This is a genomic window from Dactylosporangium sp. NPDC000521, from assembly GCF_042898305.1.
Taxonomy (GTDB): domain Bacteria; phylum Actinomycetota; class Actinomycetes; order Mycobacteriales; family Micromonosporaceae; genus Dactylosporangium.
Window position 1 is genome coordinate 362,256 of sequence record NZ_JBIAYW010000010.1, and the last position, 20,105, is coordinate 382,360.

15 protein-coding genes and 2 pseudogenes are annotated in these 20,105 nt (G+C 70.4%); 7 read left to right on the plus strand and 10 right to left on the minus strand.

All coding sequences use genetic code 11. The features are described 5' to 3' along the window. The first annotated feature begins 258 nt into the window (after positions 1-258). The 7 genes from murJ (at position 259) to ACFY3L_RS31915 (ending at position 8,188) form a co-directional block, all read left to right on the plus strand. The gene (gene murJ / locus ACFY3L_RS31885) at positions 259-2,085 is read left to right on the plus strand and encodes a murein biosynthesis integral membrane protein MurJ (protein ID WP_389332299.1); all 1,827 of its coding nucleotides are present in this window, start codon (positions 259-261) and stop codon (positions 2,083-2,085) included. 290 nt (positions 2,086-2,375) lie between these two features. Continuing rightward, positions 2,376-3,908 carry a protein kinase family protein gene (locus tag ACFY3L_RS31890; RefSeq protein ID WP_389332302.1) on the plus strand — a complete coding sequence of 511 codons (1,533 nt, stop codon included), beginning with the start codon at positions 2,376-2,378 and terminating at the stop codon, positions 3,906-3,908. A 28-nt stretch (positions 3,909-3,936) separates the two neighbouring features. After that, positions 3,937-4,578: an RNA polymerase sigma factor SigM gene (gene sigM / locus ACFY3L_RS31895; RefSeq protein WP_389332305.1), complete on the plus strand. Its 642-nt coding sequence runs from the start codon at positions 3,937-3,939 to the stop codon at positions 4,576-4,578. After that, positions 4,575-5,486 (plus strand): hypothetical protein, encoded by a 912-nt coding sequence (locus ACFY3L_RS31900; protein ID WP_389332308.1) that lies wholly within the window; start codon positions 4,575-4,577, stop codon positions 5,484-5,486. Before sigM ends, ACFY3L_RS31900 begins: the two co-directional genes overlap by 4 nt. A 98-nt stretch (positions 5,487-5,584) precedes the next feature. Continuing rightward, complete coding sequence (trxB, locus tag ACFY3L_RS31905) at positions 5,585-6,511, plus strand: thioredoxin-disulfide reductase (protein WP_389332311.1); 927 nt, start codon at positions 5,585-5,587, stop codon at positions 6,509-6,511. Between the two features lie 47 nt (positions 6,512-6,558). Next, entirely contained in the window at positions 6,559-6,894 is a 336-nt protein-coding gene (trxA, locus tag ACFY3L_RS31910; protein ID WP_033359929.1) for a thioredoxin, read from the plus strand. 136 nt (positions 6,895-7,030) lie between these two features. Then, positions 7,031-8,188, plus strand: coding sequence for an N-acetylmuramoyl-L-alanine amidase (locus ACFY3L_RS31915; RefSeq protein ID WP_389332314.1), 1,158 nt, complete (start codon positions 7,031-7,033; stop codon positions 8,186-8,188). A gap of 104 nt (positions 8,189-8,292) precedes the next feature. Here the strand turns inward: ACFY3L_RS31915 and ACFY3L_RS31920 are convergent, their stop codons facing one another. The 10 genes and pseudogenes from ACFY3L_RS31920 to rnpA all read right to left on the minus strand — a co-directional run bounded on the left by ACFY3L_RS31920 (position 8,293) and on the right by rnpA (position 20,101). Continuing rightward, positions 8,293-8,970, minus strand: coding sequence for a GNAT family N-acetyltransferase (locus ACFY3L_RS31920; RefSeq protein WP_389332317.1), 678 nt, complete (start codon positions 8,968-8,970; stop codon positions 8,293-8,295). Positions 8,971-9,120: 150 nt separating this feature from the next. Then, a complete protein-coding gene (locus ACFY3L_RS31925; RefSeq protein ID WP_389332555.1) occupies positions 9,121-9,978 on the minus strand; it encodes a hypothetical protein in 858 nt (285 codons plus the stop codon). An 876-nt stretch (positions 9,979-10,854) separates the two neighbouring features. Continuing rightward, the gene (locus ACFY3L_RS31930) at positions 10,855-11,904 is read right to left on the minus strand and encodes a ParB/RepB/Spo0J family partition protein (RefSeq protein ID WP_389332320.1); all 1,050 of its coding nucleotides are present in this window, start codon (positions 11,902-11,904) and stop codon (positions 10,855-10,857) included. Then, a pseudogene (locus ACFY3L_RS31935) lies at positions 11,901-12,803 on the minus strand (ParA family protein); the annotation flags it as partial. The gene ACFY3L_RS31930 and the pseudogene ACFY3L_RS31935, both read right to left, overlap by 4 nt. Before the next feature lie 1,064 nt (positions 12,804-13,867). After that, entirely contained in the window at positions 13,868-14,557 is a 690-nt protein-coding gene (gene rsmG, locus ACFY3L_RS31940) for a 16S rRNA (guanine(527)-N(7))-methyltransferase RsmG (RefSeq protein WP_389332323.1), read from the minus strand. 94 nt (positions 14,558-14,651) lie between these two features. Further along, positions 14,652-15,518: a bifunctional 5,10-methylenetetrahydrofolate dehydrogenase/5,10-methenyltetrahydrofolate cyclohydrolase gene (locus tag ACFY3L_RS31945; protein ID WP_389332326.1), complete on the minus strand. Its 867-nt coding sequence runs from the start codon at positions 15,516-15,518 to the stop codon at positions 14,652-14,654. A 1,974-nt stretch (positions 15,519-17,492) separates the two neighbouring features. Next, positions 17,493-18,158 (minus strand): protein jag, encoded by a 666-nt coding sequence (locus ACFY3L_RS31950; RefSeq protein ID WP_389332329.1) that lies wholly within the window; start codon positions 18,156-18,158, stop codon positions 17,493-17,495. Between the two features lie 110 nt (positions 18,159-18,268). Further along, on the minus strand, positions 18,269-19,312 hold the full coding sequence (gene yidC, locus ACFY3L_RS31955) for a membrane protein insertase YidC (protein WP_389332558.1): 1,044 nt from the start codon (positions 19,310-19,312) through the stop codon (positions 18,269-18,271). Between the two features lie 11 nt (positions 19,313-19,323). Further along, positions 19,324-19,595 (minus strand): annotated as a pseudogene (gene yidD, locus ACFY3L_RS31960) (membrane protein insertion efficiency factor YidD). After that, positions 19,592-20,101: a ribonuclease P protein component gene (gene rnpA / locus ACFY3L_RS31965; protein WP_389332332.1), complete on the minus strand. Its 510-nt coding sequence runs from the start codon at positions 20,099-20,101 to the stop codon at positions 19,592-19,594. The pseudogene yidD and the gene rnpA overlap by 4 nt, the downstream one beginning before the upstream one ends. Positions 20,102-20,105 lie beyond the last annotated feature (4 nt).

The following is a 20,105-nucleotide window of genomic DNA, read 5'->3' on the forward strand; positions in this document are numbered from 1 at the left end:
GCTTCGGCTTCGGCGCGCGCGGCCTCTGTACGTGCGGCTTCGGCGCGTGCGGCTTCGGTTGGTGTGGTTTCGGGCATCGGTCGGTGAGCCTATCGCGAGGGCGCGTGCGGTGGGCAAGGAGCGGACACTGAGGGTAGTCGCCGTGTCGGCGCGAGGTCGCGCCTTTTGTCGGCTCCTCGGTCGGGCGGTGGAAATGTCGGGGGGTGCCACTATGGTCTGTGCTGCGAGCGGAAGCACGGCCGAGTTGGGGTGTGGCGGATGGACCCGGCAGACGACGGGCGCTGGAGCAACGAGCCGACGGCGGTGCTGCGGCCGGTGAGCGAGGGCGCCCACAGGGCTCCGGAGCCGGTGGACCCCGCCAACGCCCCGACGGTGCACCTTCCGCTGGTCACGCCCAGCCCTGAGGTGACCGCCGACGCTCCGCAGGTGGAGCAGTCCGCGCCGGCGCCCGGCCCCGGTGAGGACGACGAGAGCACCGGCACGGTCGTGCGCAACAGCAGCACCATGGCGATCCTGAGCCTGGTGAGCCGTGCCACCGGCTTCCTGCGGGCCGCGGCGATCTCGGCCGCGATCGGCGGTTTCGCCGTCGGCGACGACTACACGCTGGCCAACAACCTGCCCAACCAGATCTATGAGCTCCTGCTCGGCGGCGTCCTGGCCAGCGTGCTGATCCCGACGCTCGTGCGGGCACGCAAGCAGGAGCCCGACCGGGGCGAGGCCTATGCGCAGCGCCTGCTGACCCTGGCGGTGGTCGCGCTCGGCGCGGCGACGCTGGTGGTGATCCTGGCCGCGCCACTGCTCACCGCGGTCTACACGCTGGGCAACGACCGGGTCACGGCGACCGACCGCGACCTGATCACCCTGCTGGCGTATCTGCTGCTGCCCGAGATCTTCTTCTACGGGCTGGCCGGCATCTTCGCCGCGATCCTCAACGTGCGGGGGCACTTCGCCGCCCCCATGTGGACACCGATCCTCAACAATGTCGTGATCATCGCCACGGCCGGCGTCTTCGTGCTGCTGCCCGGCCCCAACCTGCCGACGCCCGAGTCGATCACGCTGCCGCAGGTCCTGGTGCTCGGCATCGGCACCACGCTCGGCATCGTGATCCAGTCGCTGGGGCTGTGGCCGGCGATGCGCAAGACGGGCTTCCGCTGGAAGTGGCGGTTCGACTTCCGCAAGCTCAACCTGGGCGAGCTGGGCCGCCTCGGCACCTGGATGCTGCTCTACGTCGCGGTGAACCAGATCGGCATCACGGTCGTGATGGTGCTCGCGAAGAACAACTCCCTGCGCGGCGGCGACGGGCCCGCGATCTTCAACAACGCGTTCCTGATCTTCATGATGGCCCACGGCATCGTCGCCGTGTCCGTGATCACCGCGCTGATGCCGCGCATCTCGTCCGCGGCGGCCGACGGCAGGTTCGGCGACGTCACCGACCAGCTCTCCCAGGGCACCCGGCTGGCGTCGGTGATCCTCATCCCGGCCGCCGCCATCTACCTGGTGCTGGGCCAGCCGCTCGCAGTCACGCTGTTCAACTGGGGGCAGTATGACTACGACACAGCCCTCGCGACCGGCTGGGTGGTGAGCGCGGCGGGGCTGGGCCTGCTGCCGTTCGCGCTGAGCCAGATGCAGACCAGCGTCTTCTACGCGATGCGCGACACGCGCACGCCCGCCCTGGTCAACATCGGCGGCGTGGCCGTCCGGCTGCTGCTGGACGTCGCCTTCTACTTCATCCTGCCGATCGCGGCCGTGACGGCCTCGCTGATGGTGGGCACGGCGCTTTCGTTCGTCGCGGCCCTGGTGATGGGCTACTGGCTGCTGCGCACCCGCCTGGGCCGGCTCGGCCTGGGGAAGGTCGCCGACACCCTGGGCCGCCTCACGGCCGCCGCGGCCGTCGGCGGTGTGCTCGCCCTCGCCGTCTCCTGGGCCATCGGCAAGATCCTCGATCCAGGCAAGATCACCAGTTTCGTGCAGCTCCTCGTCGGCTGTGCCGTCCTGCTGGCCGCCTATGCGGCGACCGCCCTGGCTCTCCGCGTGCCTGAGGTCCGCCAGTTCGCCGGCCTGATCAAGAACAAGGTGGGCCGATGACCCTCCCCCACACAGGGCGGTGCTGTGCCCGCCCCAGGGCCGAGCCGACGCTGCCCTCCAGGCCGGAAGATCCGGCGAAAGATGGGTGAAAGGTATATGACCACAATGTCCTGGCATGGGTGATCAATTGGCAACGGCGCGGGTGGTCCGGAGAAGATGACGTGTCGGAACCCTTAGAGCTGACCGGTAAGGTCAACCTCGACGCCCCGCCGGAGCGCTTAGGCTTAGTGACTGCGACTCGCGTTACGACGGACGCCACAGGTGAGCACACGGATCGGAAGGGAGGACGGGTGGCTGAGCTCGACGAAGGGCTGGAGACCTCGGGAGGAATTCCGCAGGTCCTGACCTTCGGCACCCCATCCGTCGGTGAAATCCTTGCCGAGCGATACCAGCTCGAAGAGCACATCGGCAACGACTCATTGGGCCGTCAGCTGTACCGCGGGATCGATGTGATCCTCCGGCGGCCGGTGGCGGTCGTCCTGCGCTATCCCGGTGGGGAGAGCGCCAAGGAGATGCTGGGCGCGGCCGTCGCCGCCAGCCGGATCGTCCACCCGCACCTGGTCGGCGTCTATGACGCGATCGACGAGGGCCACCGGGCCTATGTGGTCCGGGAGTGGGTCGACGGGATCGCGCTGCGCGACATCGTGGCGTCGGGTCCGCTGGACGCGGGCCGGTCGGTGGCGATCGCGTGGGCGGTCACGGACGCCGTGGCGTCGCTGCACGGGACGGGGATGGCGCACGGCAACGTGCACCCTGGCACGGTGCTCGTCGCGCACGACGGGCGGGTCGTGCTGACCGACGCGCGGGCCGACGATCTGGCGACTCCCGAGACGGACATCCGGGCCATCGGCGCGGTGCTCTACTGCGCGCTGACGGGGTACTGGCCGCATCGCGAGGCCGGCACCTATTCGGTGCCGGACGGCGTGCGGGACAACTCCGGCGCGCTGGCGGCCCCGCGGCAGGTGCGGGCCGGCGTGCCGACGCATCTCGACTCGCTGGTGATGGACCTGCTCAACCCTGACCTGCCACTGCCGTCGGCGGAGTCGCTCGCCGGGGAGCTCGCGTCGTTCGGGCAGTTCGACGACAGCGACCTGGCCGAAGGCGGTGGAGAGGGTGGCGGCGAGCAGCTCGACTTCGAGGCGTTCGACGCCGCGTCACAGTCCAACGTGCCGCCGAAGCCCGCAGGGCGGAAGCTGGCCGTGGGTGTCGTGGGCCTGCTCGTGCTGGCGCTGGCGGGCACGCTCGCCGCGGCGAAGGTGCTCGGCGACCCGGCGGCGCCCAGTCAGGCGCCACCCTCGGCGGCCGGCAGCAGCGCGCCCCAGCAGGCGAAGCCGCCGGCCGGCCAGCCGACGGTGCTGACGCTCAAGCCATCCCAGGTCCGGATCGTCGACCCGAAGGGCAACCGGTCCGAGGTCAAGGACGCCGAGAAGACGATCGACGGCAGCACCGAGACGATCTGGCGCACGGAGCGATACCCGAAGGCCGACTTCGGTGGCAAGAAGGACGGCATGGGCGTCTGGCTCGACCTCGGCGAGGCGAGGCAGATCGTCTCCGTGGAGGTCAAGCTCGCCACCCCGGGAGCCAGCGGTGAGCTGCGCACCGGCACCACCGACTTCGGCAGCGGCGCCACGCAGGACCAGCAGACCGTCGACCAGTACAAGGTGGTCGAAAACACGGCGAAGGCCGCGATGGACCCGACCAACCTGTATGTGGGTCCGGCGCAGCCGACGCGCTACCTGCTCGTCTGGATCACGAAGCTGCCCAAGGAGAGCAGCGGCGGTTATCGAGTTGCCATCGCCGAGATAACCGTTCGAGTCCAGTAGTCCCCACGAGCCGTTCGCGGTCGATAAGGTGCCAGCCGTGGAGGCGGAGCCGGGCGTACGTCAGACGCCGGATGACACCGCCCTTCTGCATGCCCACGCCGCAGGCGATCCGTCCGCGTTCGCGGAGCTCGTCCGGCGGCACCGTGACCGGCTGTGGGCGGTCGCCCTGCGGACCCTCGGCGACCGCGAGGAGGCCGCGGACGCGCTCCAGGACGCGCTGCTGTCCGCGTTCCGGGCGGCCGGCAACTTCCGCGGCGACGCGGCGGTCACGACGTGGCTGCACCGCATCGTGGTCAACGCCTGCCTGGACCGGATCCGGCGACGGCAGTCGCGGCCGACCGTGCCGCTGCCCGAGACGGACGTCACACCCGCCCCTGCGACCGACCGCGACACGGCGATGGACGTGCAGCACGCGCTGCAGCAGCTGGCCGTCGACCAGCGCTCGGCGCTCGTGCTCGTCGACGTGCAGGGCTACTCCGTGGCCGAGGCGGCCGTCATCCTGGGCGTCGCGGAGGGCACCATCAAGAGCAGGTGCGCGCGCGGGCGGGCCCGCCTCGCTGTGATGCTCGGCCACCTGCGGAACCCGGTCGGCAGTAGCGACGTCCCATCACCGACCAGCGCTGAGACAGCGACCGGAGCCGCGGCGATCAGGAAGGAGGGCGGCTCGTGACGATGTTCTCCGACGCCGACCTCGACCTGCTCGCCGACTTCGTCGGTGGCGCGCTGGACGGTACCCCCCAGGCGGATGACGTGCGCCGCCGCGTCAGCACCGACGAGAGCTGGGCCGAGGCGTATACGGCCCTCGTCACCGCCGAGGTGGCCGTCCGGGACGAGCTGACCGCACTGGGTGCCGAGACGCTGGCGATGCCGGCGGACGTCGAGCAGAAGCTGAATGCCGCGCTGCAGGCCGCGGTGGTCGCACCGCTGCCGGACGCTCCGGTGCACGATCTCGCCCGGGCCCGCGAGGCCCGCCGGCACCGCCGGCAGCGGTGGGCGATCGGACTGGCGACGGCGGCCGCGGTGCTCATCTGCGGCGGGTTCGGCGTGAGCCTGATCGTGAGCGAGCAGACCGTCTCCGACCGCCCTGCCACTTCCGCGGCCAACGGCGGCAGCAACAACGGCGCGGCGCCACAGGCCGCCCCCGATTCGGGCTCCGGCGGCACCAAGACGTCCACCCGCTCCGACGCCGCCCTCGTGGCATCCGGCCAGGACTACGGGCCGGGCACGGTCGGCCGGCTGGCCCAGGGTTCACCCCCGGCCGCCGCGATGGCCCCCGACGTCGAGGGCAGCCGCAACGCCGACGTGGCCAAGTCGGCGAAGCCTCCGGCCGGCGTGCCCGAGGCGCTGCAGCGGCTCACTGACCCGGTGGCCAGGGCCGCCTGCCTCAACGCCGTGGTCGGGGAATACGGTGGTCAGGTGGCCGTGGTGGACTATGCCCGGTTCGAGGGGAAGCCGGCGCTGGTCGTCATCGTCGACGGCACACGGGTCGGCGCCGGCAAACGGCTGGTCATCGTGGTCGGGCCGGAGTGCGGCATCGGCGGGGCGATCGCTGACGAGCTTTACCGCGACACTGTCTGACCGTAGTGGTGATGTGGCCCACGCGTCACCCCACAACGGGAATCATCGGTTCGTAGGATGACGTTTTGCTGGCACAGGCTTAACTCGAGGAGTCGACCGTGGACGAGGTCCGCAACCTGATCATTGTGGGGTCCGGCCCCGCCGGGTATACGGCTGCCGTCTATGCGGCCCGGGCCAACCTGAAGCCGCTCGTGATCGAGGGCGTCACGTCCGGTGGCGCGCTGATGACGACCACCGAGGTGGAGAACTTCCCCGGCTTCCCCGACGGCATCCTCGGCCCCGAGCTGATGGACAACATGCGCAAGCAGGCCGAGCACTTCGGGGCCGAGTTCGTCACCGACGACGCGACCCGCGTGGCCCTGGAGGGCCCCGTGAAGAGCGTGTGGGTCGGCGAGGCCGAATACCGTGCCCGCGCCGTCATCCTGTCCACCGGCTCCGCCTGGCGCCCGCTCTCCGTCCCGGGGGAGCAGGAGCTGCTCGGGCGGGGCGTGTCGTCCTGTGCCACCTGTGACGGCTTCTTCTTCCGTAACGAGGACATCGTGGTCGTCGGCGGCGGCGACTCGGCGATGGAGGAGGCGACGTTCCTCACCCGGTTCGCCAAGTCGGTGACGATCGTGCACCGGCGCGACTCGTTCCGGGCCAGCAAGATCATGGCGGAGCGCGCGCTGGCCAACGAGAAGATCCACGTTCGGTGGAACAGTGTGGTGACCGAGGTCCTCGACCGCGGCGGCCGCGTCGGTGGCCTCCGCGTGCAGGACGTCAACACCGGCGAGGAGACCGACCTCGAGGTGGCCGGCGTGTTCGTGGCGATCGGCCATGACCCGCGCAGCGAGCTGTTCCGCGGTCAGGTCGAGCTGGACGACGCCGGCTACGTGAAGGTGGCGTCGCCGAGCACCCGCACCAACATCGAGGGCGTGTTCGCCGCCGGTGACCTGGTCGACCACACGTACCGGCAGGCGATCACCGCCTCTGGCACGGGTTGCGCCGCGGCCCTCGACGCCGAGCGCTACATCGCCACGCTGTAACTCAAACGCTGAGCACGACAGCTTCACAACAGGTAGAGGGAGTGCGTATGGGAGCCATCCAGCCGGTCAGCGACAAGACCTTCGAGGCTGACGTCCTCAAATCCGATATTCCGGTTTTGGTGGACTTCTGGGCTGAGTGGTGCCAGCCGTGCCGGAAGATCGAGACGATGCTCAACGAGATCGCCGTCGGCGACCTGGCCGACAAGGTGAAGATCGTCAAGGTCGACATCGACAGCAACCCCGAAACGGCCCGCGCCTACCAGGTGTTGTCCGTCCCCACACTCACCGTGTTCAAGGACGGCGAGCCTTTCCGGTCGGTCGTCGGTGCGAGCCCGAAGAGCGCCCTGGTGCGTCTCATCGAGTCGGCGCTCGAGCCAGCCTGAGGCCTGCCACAAGCATTGACGCGCCCCGCCTTCAGGTAAGGCGGGGCGCGTTTTCGTCAAAGGCCGCGTGATGACGCGTCCCTGTGCCGTGAGCGGTACGCTGCGGTGCATTCGCTGGCTTTTTCAGGAGGACCACATGCGGGCAATCCGGCGCGGGGCGCGGGGAGCGGCAGTCGCCGAGATCCGCAGCATTCTTGTCGTGCTGGATCTGCTGGCTGACACCACACCGCAGACCGATCCCGAGTTCGACGAGGCCACGGAGCGCGCGGTCCGCGCGTTTCAGCAGAGCCACGGCCTGACGGTCGACGGCGAGGTCGGCGACGAGACGTGGCGGTCCCTGGACGCGGCGCGGTGGCGGCTGGGGCAGCGGGCGCTGTTCCACACCGTCGGCGACCCGTACATCGGCGACGACGTCCGGCAGCTCCAGGAGCGCCTGCTGGAGATGGGCTTCAACCCCGGACGCGCCGACGGGATCTACGGCAGCCGCACGGCCCACGCCGTCGCGCAGTTCCAGCGCGAGGTCGGCCTGCGGCCCGACGGCGAGTGCGGGCCGGCCACGGTCGGTGCGCTGCGCCGCCTCGGCCGCAAGGTGGTCGGCGGCCGCCCGCAGCTGCTCCGCGAGGCGGAGGCCTTCCGCGCCTCCGGTCCGACCCTGCTCGGCAAGCGCATCGTCATCGACCCGGGCCACGGCGGACCCGACACCGGGCACGTCGTCCCCGACGGTCCGCTCCGGTGGGCGGAGGCGGATCTCGTATACGACCTCGCAGCCCGTCTGGAAGGCCGTCTGGCGGCCGCGGGGATGCGGGTGAACCTCACCAGGGGTCCGCAGCCCACAGCGGCTCTGAGTGACCGTGACCGGATTCAGCTTGCCAACGAGCTCGGCGCCGACCTGCTCATCTCGATCCACCTCGACGGCTACCGCAACCCCGAGGCCGAGGGCGTCGCCACCTACCACTACGGCACCGTCTCCGGCCCGACGTCGATCGTCGGCGAGCGGCTCGCCAAGCTCGTGCAGCGCGAGATCGTCGTCCGGACCGGCCTTCGCGACTGCCAGACGCACGCGAAGACGTGGGAGCTGCTGCGCCTCAGCCGGATGCCCGCCGTCCGAGTGGACGTGGGCTACCTGACCTCGCCGTCGGACCGCGAGCGCCTCATCGACCCGGCGTTCCGCGAGCGGGTCGTCGAGGCGATGATGGCCGCGGTGCAGCGCATGTACCTGCCGGTCGAGATCGACGTGCCGACCGGCTCCATCGACGTCAGCCTGCTACGGGCGCTGACCAACAACGCCGTCTGAGCAACTTCCTGAGGCCTTTGCGCTTCTTGAAGCCTGCGCCTTCCTAGGCCTGTGCGCTCCCCAGGGCCTTCAGAGGCCCTGGGGTCGTCAGGCTGTCAGTGTCCTCAGGGCTGCATCGTGCGGGTCGCGGGCCGCACCGGCAGCACCGGGCGGAGCAGCGACTCGGGGCTCATCGAGCCGAGCAGCTTCTCCAGCGCGTACTCGACGTCCGACTTCCACGACAGCGCGGTGCGCAGCTCCAGCCGCAGCCGCGGGTAGCGGGGGTGCGGCCGCACGGTCTTGAACCCGATGGCCGTGAAGAAGTCCGCCGGCGCGAGGCAGCCCTGCTCGTTGCGGCCGGCCTCGTCGACCTCGCCGAACTTCGCGTCGCCGAACGCCTCGATCGCCTTCACGCCGCGCTTCGTCAGGTCCCGCGCGACGCCCTGGACGAGCATCCGCCCCAGCCCGCCGTCCGCGAACGGCTGCACCACGTGCGCGGTCATCAGCAGCACCGCGTCGGGTGACACCGGTGAGGTCGGGAACGCCATCGACCGCGGCACGTACGCCGGGGGAGCGAACATCACGAACCCCGCCGGCATCCCGTCGACATACACCAGCTTGCCGCAGGAGCCCCACTCGAGCAGCGTCTGCGACACCCAGGCCTCTTTTTCGAGACCCGGGTCGCCGTTGGCGCATGCTCTGTCGGCGGCTACCGGGTCGAGCTCCCAGAAGACGCAGGCACGGCACGATCGAGGCAGATCCTCGAGGGTGTCGAGCGTCAAACTCACGAGACGTCGCGACATTGGCCCATCTCCGCGCGCTGCTTACGTTCGGTCAACCAGCATGATGGTACGCACCCATCACCGACCGTGGGAGTCATCCGGCGAGAGTTCCTCACGCGGCACCGAAGTGGTGACTCAGGCACCTCAGCAGCACCGTGCGCCGCGAAGAGGTCACGGGGCGTCGGGCTCCTGCTTGTTCAGTACCGGCGCTGCTTCTCCTTCGGAAGGCGCCGCTGCGCTGGTCGCGGGCGTTGCGGGGCCGCCGGCCGCGCCGGAGCCGCTGGCTGTGCCCGGACTGCTGGCTGCGCCTGGGCCGTTGGCCGTGCCCGGGCTGCTGGCCGTGCCGGGGCTGTTGGCCGGGTCGAGGTCGGCACCACCGGCGGCGGTCGGCTCGCTCGCCGCCGGCTCCGGCGGGTTCGCGTGAATCCCTGCGTCCCCAAGCGCCGCCTCTTCCCGGAACCGCGCCGGCGCCGTCCAGTTGATCCGCGGCGGCTCGGCGAGGGGCCGCCCGCCGAACTCCGCGAGCCAGGCCGCGACCAGCGCCAGGTTCTCCCGCCACTGGTCCTCCGGGATCGGCGGCAGGATGTCGTCCCACAGCGCCAGGAACGTCCCCTGCAGCTGCAGCCGCCCATACGGTCGCGCGAGGAACCACAGGTGCAGGTGCGCGGCGCCATCGCCCCACCGGTTCACGTGGACCCGTGCCACCCCGTCGAGCGACCGGATCGCCCGCTCCAGCCGCACCGTCATCACGCCGAGCTCGGCGGCGAGCATGTTGGGCAGATCGCCGAGGTCGAGGTGCGACCGCGACTCGAGGATCAGGACGGCGGGCAGCCCGGTCGGCCGGTCGAGGCTGCGCACCCGCCACCGGTCGCTCACCCAGATGTACGCCTCGTCCGGCGCCCCGCACGCCCGGCACTCTGCCGGGTTGTCCCCATGCCGCGGCGGCTCGATCGGCACCGGGTCGAGCAGACGCTTCACCCGGAGGTCACCCTCGAACGGGAACGTAGGCCAGTAGGTAAACGAGGGCAGCTGCGATGGCGTCTCGGACACGAGCCGACCCTAGCCCAATCGCAACCCCGCTGTCCGCACCCTGTGGACAGTGCACCCGTAGGCACCTTCGTCCACAGGCACCCAAGTCCCCTACCACGTGGTTTCACGTGAAACGCCAACCCTGTGGATAACCCCTGTGGATAAAGTTCCCCCAGATCGATCCTGAGAGGAAAACCGAACGGCCCAGGATTTTGCGTTTTCCGCTTTTGTACGACTGACGCCAGCCCTTTGCCCGTAGCCGGCCGTCCCAGAGGTGCCTTCGCGGGAGTTTCAGGCCGACCGCCAGTCCGGTGCTGCGGTCCGGTCCGCCTCATGCACTCGCCTGGGTCCACCCGACCACGACGGCCCGCGGCCGCCAAGCCACCGCCCCCATTGCCCGAACGACCTCAAGCCAGCGGACCGACGGGGGCCTTCAACATCGCTCCGACCTCGCGCGGCAGGGTCCCACTCCTCCGACCTCACGCTCCGGCTCCGCGGGCCGACTGGCTTCTTCCGCCGGCCGCCCGTCACGAGCGCGATCCGACTCCATGACCGGCTCCGCCCGCCGACCGTCACTCGCCGCTCCACGCAACCGACTCCGCCGCTCGCCGGACTCGCATGCCGGCCGAGCACGACGGTTCCGCGGACGCGCCCGATCGCCGCGACCAACACAGGCCGGGGGAGTGACCGCAGACCGAATCAGCCGACGCGGGGGTTCCTGCCCGCGCCGTGTCGTGACCACCTCTCGCCGCAGTCTCTCCCGGTCCGACCTCGCCCAGATACAGCACGGTCCGGGCCGCTGCTCGTTCTACAGCTGCCCGGACCGTCGGCCGGATCATTCGCCCCGGACTTCGCCGCGGCTGAGACTTCTCAGTACTACTGCTCCCGCTGCTGCTGCCCACGCTGGTCGACACCGATGATGCCGACGATGCGCTCCAGGTCGTCCACGGTCGCGAACTCGATCGTGATCCGTCCCTTGCGCTGGCCGATGTCGACCTTCACCCGGGTGTCGAACCGGTCCGACAGCCGATCGGCGAGGTCCGACAGGGCGGGCGCGTGCGGCTTGGCCCGCCGCTGCGGCGCAGCCTTCTTCGCCGTGGCGCCCTCGGACACCGCGAGCGAGACCATCTCCTCGGTCGCCCGGACCGACAGGCCCTCCGCGACGATCCGGTGCGCGAGCGTCTCCTGCTCCTCGGAGTTGTCGAGGCCGAGGAGCGCACGGGCGTGGCCGGCGGACAGCACGCCGGCGGCCACACGACGCTGCACCTGCGCGGGCAGGTTCAGGAGCCGGATCGTGTTCGAGATCTGAGGCCGGCTCCGGCCGATCCGCCGCGCCAACTCCTCGTGGGTCGCGCCGAACTCCTCGAGGAGTTGCTGATACGCGGCCGCCTCTTCAAGGGGGTTGAGGTTGGCGCGGTGGATGTTCTCGAGGAGCGCGTCGCGGAGCATCGCGTCGTCGCGGGTCTCGCGGACGATCGCCGGAATCGCTTCCTTGCCCAGCGCCTGGGCCGCGCGCCAGCGGCGCTCGCCCATCACGAGTTCGTACTTCTTCTGCGCACCCGACTCGTCGTCGGACTCGATCGGCTCGGTGAGCTCGCGGACGACGATCGGCTGGAGGAAGCCGACCTCCTGGATCGAGGTCTTCAGCTCCTCGATCGCATCCTCGTCGAAGACCTGCCGCGGCTGCTTCGGGTTCGGCACGATCGACGTCACCGAGATCTCGGCGAACCGCGCGCCCGGCACCGGAGCAAGCTGCTCCACCGTGGACTCTGCGGCGGTCACTCCGTTGGCCGGCGCGTCGGTCGCGGCCGGGGGAGTCGCCAGTGCGGTGGCGGTGCCGCCCGTCGCGCTCTCGGCAGCCGGCGCGGCGGTGGGGATGAGAGCGCCGAGCCCCCGTCCGAGACCTCCACGTCGGTTCGACTTCATGCCACTCCTCCAACCTGCGCGTCATGCGCACCGCGCAGCGCGATTTCCTGCGCCGCCTCGAAGTAGCTCACCGCACCGCGGGAGCCCGGGTCGTACGTCATCACGGACTGGCTGTAGCTCGGCGCCTCGGACACGCGGACGTTGCGGGGGATGACCGCGTTCAGACACTTCTCGCCGAAGTGGTTCCGGACGTCCTGCTCGACCAGGTCCGCAAGACGGGTCCGCCGGTCGTACATCGTCAACAGCACCGTCGAGATGTCGAGCTTGGGGTTGAGGTGCGACCGCACCAGCTCGATGTTGTTCGTGAGGGCCTGCACACCTTCCAGGGCGTAGTACTCACACTGGATCGGAATCAGGACCTCCTCGGCGGCGACGAGTGCGTTGACCGTCAGCAGGCCGAGCGACGGCGGGCAGTCGATGAAGATGTAGTCGTAGTTGCTTCCGCCGGCCTCGATCGCCCGCTTGAGGCGCGACTCGCGGGCGACGACCGAGACGAGCTCGATCTCGGCGCCGGCGAGGTCGATCGTCGCGGGCACGGCCCACAGGTTCGGGATGCCCTCGACCTGCTGGGTCACCGCGTCGAGCGGCGCGCCGTCGATCAAGCAGTCGTACACGTCCGGCACACCGGAGTGGTGGGGGACGTTCAGACCGGTGGAAGCGTTGCCCTGCGGGTCGAGGTCGATCACCAGGACGCGGTTGCCGTGCAGCGCCAGGGCCACGGCGATGTTGACCGCCGTGGTGGTCTTTCCCACCCCGCCCTTCTGGTTCGCCACGCACATCGTGCGCCGCCGTGGCGGACGGGGCATGGTGACGTCCCCGCTCGGATTGAGGATCTCCACGGCGCGCTTTGCCTCCTGTGCCAGCGGGGGGTCTTCGGTTTCACGTGAAACATACGCGTCTGTCATGGCGCCCTCGGTATCCGCGGTGACGACTGACGGGTGTGGCCGTGGGGACGGGGTGCTCCGTCGCTCGGACCTCATATCTGCTCTCGTCTCGGCTTTCGCTTCGTCTGCAGCGGACTGTGAATCGGCTTTGGGCACGACCGGTTTTCCGCCCCGGCCGTAAACAGTACCGGTAGATGCGCGATCGACTGGCCCGCTGCCGTGAAAGTCCACCGTGGTGCCGCGTGTCGTTTCGGCTGGATTCTCGACCCGCGGCTGGGGGACGGGCCGCGCCGGCGGACGGACCCCCCAGCCCTCAATTTCCCGTCCGTCGGCACCCGGAGCACTGGCCGCTTGGGCGGCCGGCTCTGAGCTCTCCCACTGCTGTACCCCACGCCCGTCACCCCTCGGGATCTGGCCGTCGGCGATCTGCCCAGCGTCGGGGGCGCCGGTTCCGATGCTTGTTCCGCCGGGACCGTAGACCGGCGCGCCATGACCGAAACCCGGGGCGCCGTCCTCTTGGCCCGCAGATGCGCCACCGTAGCCCGGGCTATCGTCCGGCCCACTGACTGCACCGTATCCAGAGTGCGCGACGTTCCCAGCGGGCGTGCCGTAGAGGCCTCCAGTACCAGCGCCCGGTCGCGGACCTATCGCTGTTTCACGTGAAACATGAGAGCTGCCATCGCCGTAGTCCGGACCATCACCGCTGTCGCGCACCATGTCAGTCCTGTCCCGCTCGGAAAGATGTGCACTGCCGGCCGTCAGCGACGTTGTGCCCACCTCCGGCTCACCGCCCGACGCGAGGTCTCGAGTGACTGCGGTGCCCGGCGCCGGGAACGCAAGAACGGCGCGCGGCCAGCCTACGGCGCACAGGCGACCTGGGCCATGGCTGATCGGCGCGTCGTTGGGCTTCTCACTCGCAGTCGGCCGTAAGAAGACCAAGAAGCCGTCGACTCGGCGAAGGAGACCGCCGAGTCGCTTGGTCGGTGCGGCCGGCCAGCCGCTGCCGCAGTTTCTGATGTCCATCGTCGAACCCCCGCGTTCCCCCGTGCCCGGAGGACGCTTTCGGCCCGCCCTCCGGTTTACCGCCCGCGCTTGCCCTTCCGGCGCTGCGCGACTTCCCGCTCCCGCACGACCTCAACGACCGTCGTCGGCTCGGCGAGAACGGCGTCCCCGCACAGCCGTACAGACGGCGTGCCCGCTCCAAGCCGGCTCAGGACCTCCGCGTGCTCGGCGATCTCCGCCGCAGCAGAGGATCCCTTGAGCGCGAGCAGTCGCCCACCAATGGCGGTGAGGGGGAGACACCATCCGGCAAGCCGGTCCAGCGGTGCGACTGCTCTGGCGGTGACGACATCGGCGAGGGGAAGCTTCCCGACGCACTCCTCGGCCCGCGCCCGGACCACGGTGGTCCGCTCGAGGCCGAGTGCCGTCACCGCTTCGGTCAGGAAGGCGGTGCGTCGTGCGAGCGGCTCGACCAACGTGACGAACAGGTCGGGACGAGCCACTGCCAGCACCATACCGGGCAGTCCGGCGCCGGAGCCGACGTCGACGACCGTGGCGTCCGATTGGATGAGTTCGCCGAGGACGGCGCAGTTGAGCATGTGGCGTTCCCAGATGCGCGGCGCCTCGCGAGGGCCGATCAGCCCTCGCACCACCCCGTCGGTAACGAGCAACTGAGCGAACCGCTCAGCCAACGGGAGCCGATCGCCGAACACCTTCTCGGCGGCCGGCAACACCTCATGCGGAACAGCACCATCCATGCGGTCAAGCAAATCACGCCGCCCCCGTACGACCGGCCACTGGGGACAGATCGGCGTACGGGGGCGGTGGCAAGACGAGGGCCGCCGGAACCGCGGCCCCGATGTTTCACGTGAAACGCCGCTCCGCGGCAGTGACAGCGTTGCGGAAGAGCATCGCAACGGTCGTGGGGCCGACCCCGCCGACGCGCGGCGTGATGGCGCCCGCGACCTCCGCGCACGACTCGTCCACGTCGGGCAGGAGCCGCCGGCCGGAGTACCGAACCCCGCCGCCGATGACGACCGCGCCGGGCTTCACGTGCTCGGGCTGGATGATGCCCGGCACGCCGGCCGCCGCAATGAGGATGTCGGCCCGCTGCGTGTACCGCGGCCAGTCCGCAACACCGGTGTGCACGACCGTCACGGCGGCGTTGGCGGTCGGCCGCTTCTGCGACAGGAGCATCGCCAGCGGACGCCCCAACGTCGCTCCGCGCCCGAGGATGACGACCTCCCTGCCGCTGACCGGGATCTCGTAGTGCGCGAGGAGCGCCTCGATGCCGGCGGGCGTGCAGGGGAGGGGCCCGGGCATGCCCACCGCAAGACGGCCGAGGTTCAACGGGTGCATGCCGTCGACGTCCATGTCCGGGTCGACCCGCTGCAGCGCAGCGTCGTAGTCGAGGTGCTGCGGCGTCGGGTACTGGATGAGCAACCCATGCACGTCGGGGTCAGCGTTGAACCGGTCGATGACCGCGTGCAGGTCCTCCTGCGTCGCATCTGCCGGCAGGTGCTCATGCGGCGACGCGAACCCGAGCTCCGCCGCCTGCCGCTGCTTGATGCGGATGTACCCAGCGCTCGCATCGTCATCGCCGACAAGGATGGTCGCCAGGGAGGGCACAACCCCCCGCGCGCGCAGCGCCGCCACCCGCGTGGCGACGTCAGCCAGGATCTGCTCGGCGACAGGAGCGCCGGGCAGGAGGACAGCTGTGGTCGTGGACATACGACTCCTCGACGTGAGGACCCAGGCGGTCGACCCTCACAACTCGAGCTCCCCGATGGTCCGTCCCATCCCGGTGCCGCCAGTCGCGTCTACCACCTATTGTCCCCGATCCCGTCCCATCCCGACCACGCGGGGACGAATCCCGGACGAGGAAAGAACCGGAGCCGCCCGCGAACGTCCAGAAGCTCCTCGCGCCCCACTGGACGCTAGGCGCGAGACCGGGTAGCCCCTGGCCGTCCACAGCGGGGGTGATCGAAGGATGAATCCGGCCGTGATGGCGGCCAGAACGCTCCTTCGATCAAGCCAGCACAAGCCTCGACATCGCGAGCGCTGTGCCACCCGGCATTCGGCAGACCTACGAGCGCGAGCCCGTACCACCGCAGCGGAAGCCCCAGGAACAGGGAAGCGGACGGAACCTCGGAGGACCGGGCCAGGAAACCCGCGCCCGCCCACGACAAGCGGGGCGCTGCTCACGACGCGAGAAGGCGCGGGCCGACGTCCCACTTCGAACGCAGGGCAGGAGCGCCAGCAACGGATGTAAGGCGCAGGCATGGGGCGGTGCACTGCGGCGCGGTATGGAAAGCACGGCTCCGGGGAACGGCATGGGCTTACGGTGCGGGCTCCGGCGTGGGGGCACAACCGGGCCGCGTGATGTGGGGCAGCCCCTACGCCGCTACAGGTGCGGTAACAGTACGGCCGGTGCCGGCGCGGCGGCGCTGGCCCGGGATGAACCGCGCGCCGAGTAGGCGGCGGCGACCGGAGAAGCGGCGGGCCAGGCGCCAAGACGCGGGCCGCCGAGAAGACCGAGACGCGGGATTGCGGCGTAAAGGCCAGCGGCCTTGGCCCTAGACGCGGAGTGCGGCCAGCGGGACACGAGCTGCGCGACACAGGGATGCGGGACACCGACGGCGCGACACGGGGATGCGGGGCAGCCCAAACACGAAGGCGCGACGAGCAGACAGAACATGGGCGCGGTGCTCGACCCAGGCGCAAGGGACGGGACACGGACACGGGGACACGGGGACACGGACGCGGGGACACGGACGCGGGGACACGGACGCGGGGACACGGACGCGGGGACGGAGGTGGGACACAGGGCACGGGACAAAGGACGCCGGCGCATGAGCAGCGAGGCCCGGACGCGCAGCGCAAGCCCGAGCGGGCGGCGCGGGCCGCAGGCACTGAGCGGCGCGGGCACGGAGCACAGGCACGGGGCGCGGCATGGGGAGCCCTGGCACGGGGCGCAGGCATGGGCACGAGGCGCAGGCACCGAACGCGGCATGGGGAGCCCTGGCATGGGGCACGAGACGCACGGCGCAGGACGCCGGCACGGAAAACGGGCACGAAAAGCGGCACCCAGAGCGGACACGGCGTGGGTCACGGGTATGGGCAGCGCGGCGCGGGTGCACGGCGTGGAGCGCGGAGCACGGTTGTGGGAAGCACGGCGCGGGGCACGGAAATGCAGGGCATGAGCACGGAGCGCGGGGCAATGCACGACGCTCGACGCGAGGCACGACGCACGGCACAGGGTGCGGTGGAAACGGAGCGCGGCGCGAGGCACGGCGCGAGACACGGCGCACGACGCACGGCGCGAGGCACGGCACAGGGTGCGGTAGAAACGGAGCGCGACGCGAGGCCCGAGACACGGCGCACGGCGCGAGAGACAGAGCACGGCGCAGGTTGCGGGGCACGGAGCGTAGGCGCGGGGAGCGCCGGGGCACCGGGCACCGGGCACCGGCACTGGGCACGACGCATGCAGGCACGAAGCGCAGGCACGGGGCGCAGGCGCGCAACGACCGACTGAGCATGCAGCAGCGTGCCCGAACGCGCCGCAGGGAGAGAACTTGAGCACGCAGGACGAGTGCGGAGACGCACCGAACAAACGCACCGAGCGGAGCCGGCCGATGCACGGGGTGAGCCGCAAACACAAGCGGGGCGCCCCGTACAGGGACGCCCCGCTTGCGATGGCCTGGGTCAGCCGACCGGTCGGACCACGATCCGGCGGGACGGCTCGACGCCTTCGGACTCGCTCTCCACGCCGGGGAGAGCGTTGATGACGTCGTGGACGCACTTGCGCTCGAAGGCGCTCATCGGCTCGAGGCGGACGGCCTCGCCGTACTCCTTCACCTTCTCGGCGGCGTTCTTGGCGATCGCGCCGAGCTCCTTGCGGCGCAGGGCCCGGTAGCCGCCGACGTCCAGGAGAAGACGGCTGGGGGAGCCCGTCTGCCGGAAGACCGCGAGGCGGCTCAGCTCCTGCAGCGCCTCGAGGGTGGCGCCGCGCTGGCCGACGAGCGCCTGGAGGCGGCGGCCGGAGCCGTCGCCGCCCTCGACGACCTCGACGACGGGGCGGCCGCTGACGACGAGCTCGTCGATGTCGCCGTCGTAGTCGAGGATGTCGAGGAGGCCCTCGACGTAGTCGGCCGCGATCTCGCTCTCCCGGAACAGGTCGGCCGCGGCCCGGCCGTTGCCGCCGGAGGCCGCCTTCGCGGCTTCGCCGTCGCCCGAGCCGGCGTCCTCGTCGTCGGCCTCGTCCGCGTCGTCGGCGTCCTCGATCTCGTCGAGGTTGGCGTCCTGATCCGCAGCGTCGTCCTCGGTGCCGCGCGCGTCGAGATCACTGGTGGTGTCGGTCACGAAACTCATCTCCGCTTGTTTGGGGCGCCGAGGCGCCGTCACAGGTCGTCGGTGAGGGGTGGTGGTGCACAGGGAGCGCCGCTCGCCGGCCCGGGGAGGGGTGGGCCGGCGGGGTCGCGTCAACCCGACTGCCGCTTCGCGGCGCCACCCTTCTTCGGGTTGATCGGCTTCGCGCCGGGCTTCGGGGCGAGGGCCTTGCCGTTGGCCTGGGCCTGCTTGGCGGCGGCCGCCGCGGCCTGCTGCGCCGCTGCCTCGTCCTTGGCCTTGCTGAGCATCGAGCGGAAGCCGCCGGCCGGCTTCGCCGCGGGGGCGCCACCCTTGGTCAGCGACGGGCCGCCCTTGCTCTTGTACGGGGTCGTGTTGGCGGTCGCGCTCGCCGGCGGCGGGTACTTGTGCAGGACCCAGTACTGCTGGCCGAGGGTGATCGCGTTGTTGGTGACCCAGTAGATGATGACGCCGATGGGGAAGTACCAGCCGGAGGTGAGGGTGAAGAACGGGATGCCGTAGAGCATGAACTTCTGGATCATGCGCTGCTGCGGGTCGCTGTTCCACCCGGTCTTCATAATCATCTGACGCTGGGTCAGGTAGGTCGTCGTGATCATCAGCGCGACGAGGAGCGCGGCCACGATCTTCACGGTGGTCGAGTGGGCGTCGATCTTCGCGAGTTCATCGGTGCTGCTGCTGAACTTGGCGACGATCGGGGCGTCGAAGAGCCGGGCGTCGACCGCACCCAGGAACTCGGGGATGCTCCAGCCGTACAGCTCCATCTGGTGGTTGGAGGTGCCGGGCTTCAGGTGGCGGAGCACGTGCAGGAGGCCGATGAAGACCGGGATCTGCAGGAACATCGGAAGGCAGCCCATGAGCGGGTTGACCTTCTCCTCCTGGTAGAGCTTCATGACCTCCTTCTGGAGGGTCTCCCGGTCGCCCTTGTGCTTCTCCTGCAGCTCCTTCATCTTCGGCTGGATCGCCTGCATCGCACGCTGCGACTTGATCTGCTTCACGAAGATCGGGAACAGCACGACCCGGACCGTGATCACCAGGAACACGATCGCGAGGACCCATTGCCAGTTGGTGCCGAGCGTGCGGTGGTCGGGCACGACCTTGTCCCACACGGTGTGCCAGAACAGCATCACCTGCGAGATCAGCCAGTAGATCCCGCCCATCAGCTTGCTAATCACGACACTGCTCCAGTCACGTCGACTCGGGCTCGGGCGAGGCTCCCCGGCGCGGAGGCACCGGATCGAACCCACCGGGGTGGAATGGGTGGCAGCGCAGCAGCCGCCAGATCGCGAGACCGATTCCCCGGATCGCGCCGTGAGTGCCGACCGCCTCCAGGGCATAAGCGCTGCACGACGGGTAGAACCGACAACGCGCCGGCAACGCCGGGCTTATCCAACGACGGTACGCGACGATGGGAGCGGCAACGACCCGGGCTCCGACGTTCATCGACGCCCCTCCCGGCTTCTGGGGCGACGGGCGGCCGCCAGCGCCGCCTCGAGGTCGCGGCCCAGGTCTTCGTAGCTCGCCGTCGCCGAGGGCGGCAGCGCCCGGACGACGATCATGGCCGCCGGCGGAAGATCGGCCAGGTGCGGCCGGACCAGGTGCCGGAGCCGGCGCTTCACCAGGTTGCGGACGACGGCGTTGCCGACCGCCTTGGAGACCACGAACCCAGCCCGCGCCGGGTGGACCGTGCCGGCCGATGCCGCGTCTGTACCGGCGGCGGCTCCGTCGTCCAGGACCGTGCCGGACGAGGCGTCAGACCCAACCCTACCCAGCGAGCGATCCGCAGACACGACGAAGCCGGCGCGCGCAGACGGTTGATCTGCTGGCGCCGGCTCGACAGTCGACTGCAGGAAATGCACCACGAGGGCTCCGCGACCGGCGCGGCGACCGTTGCGAATGGTGGCGGCGAAGTCTTCCCGCCGCCGCAGACGCTGAGCGGCCGCCAGCACGCTG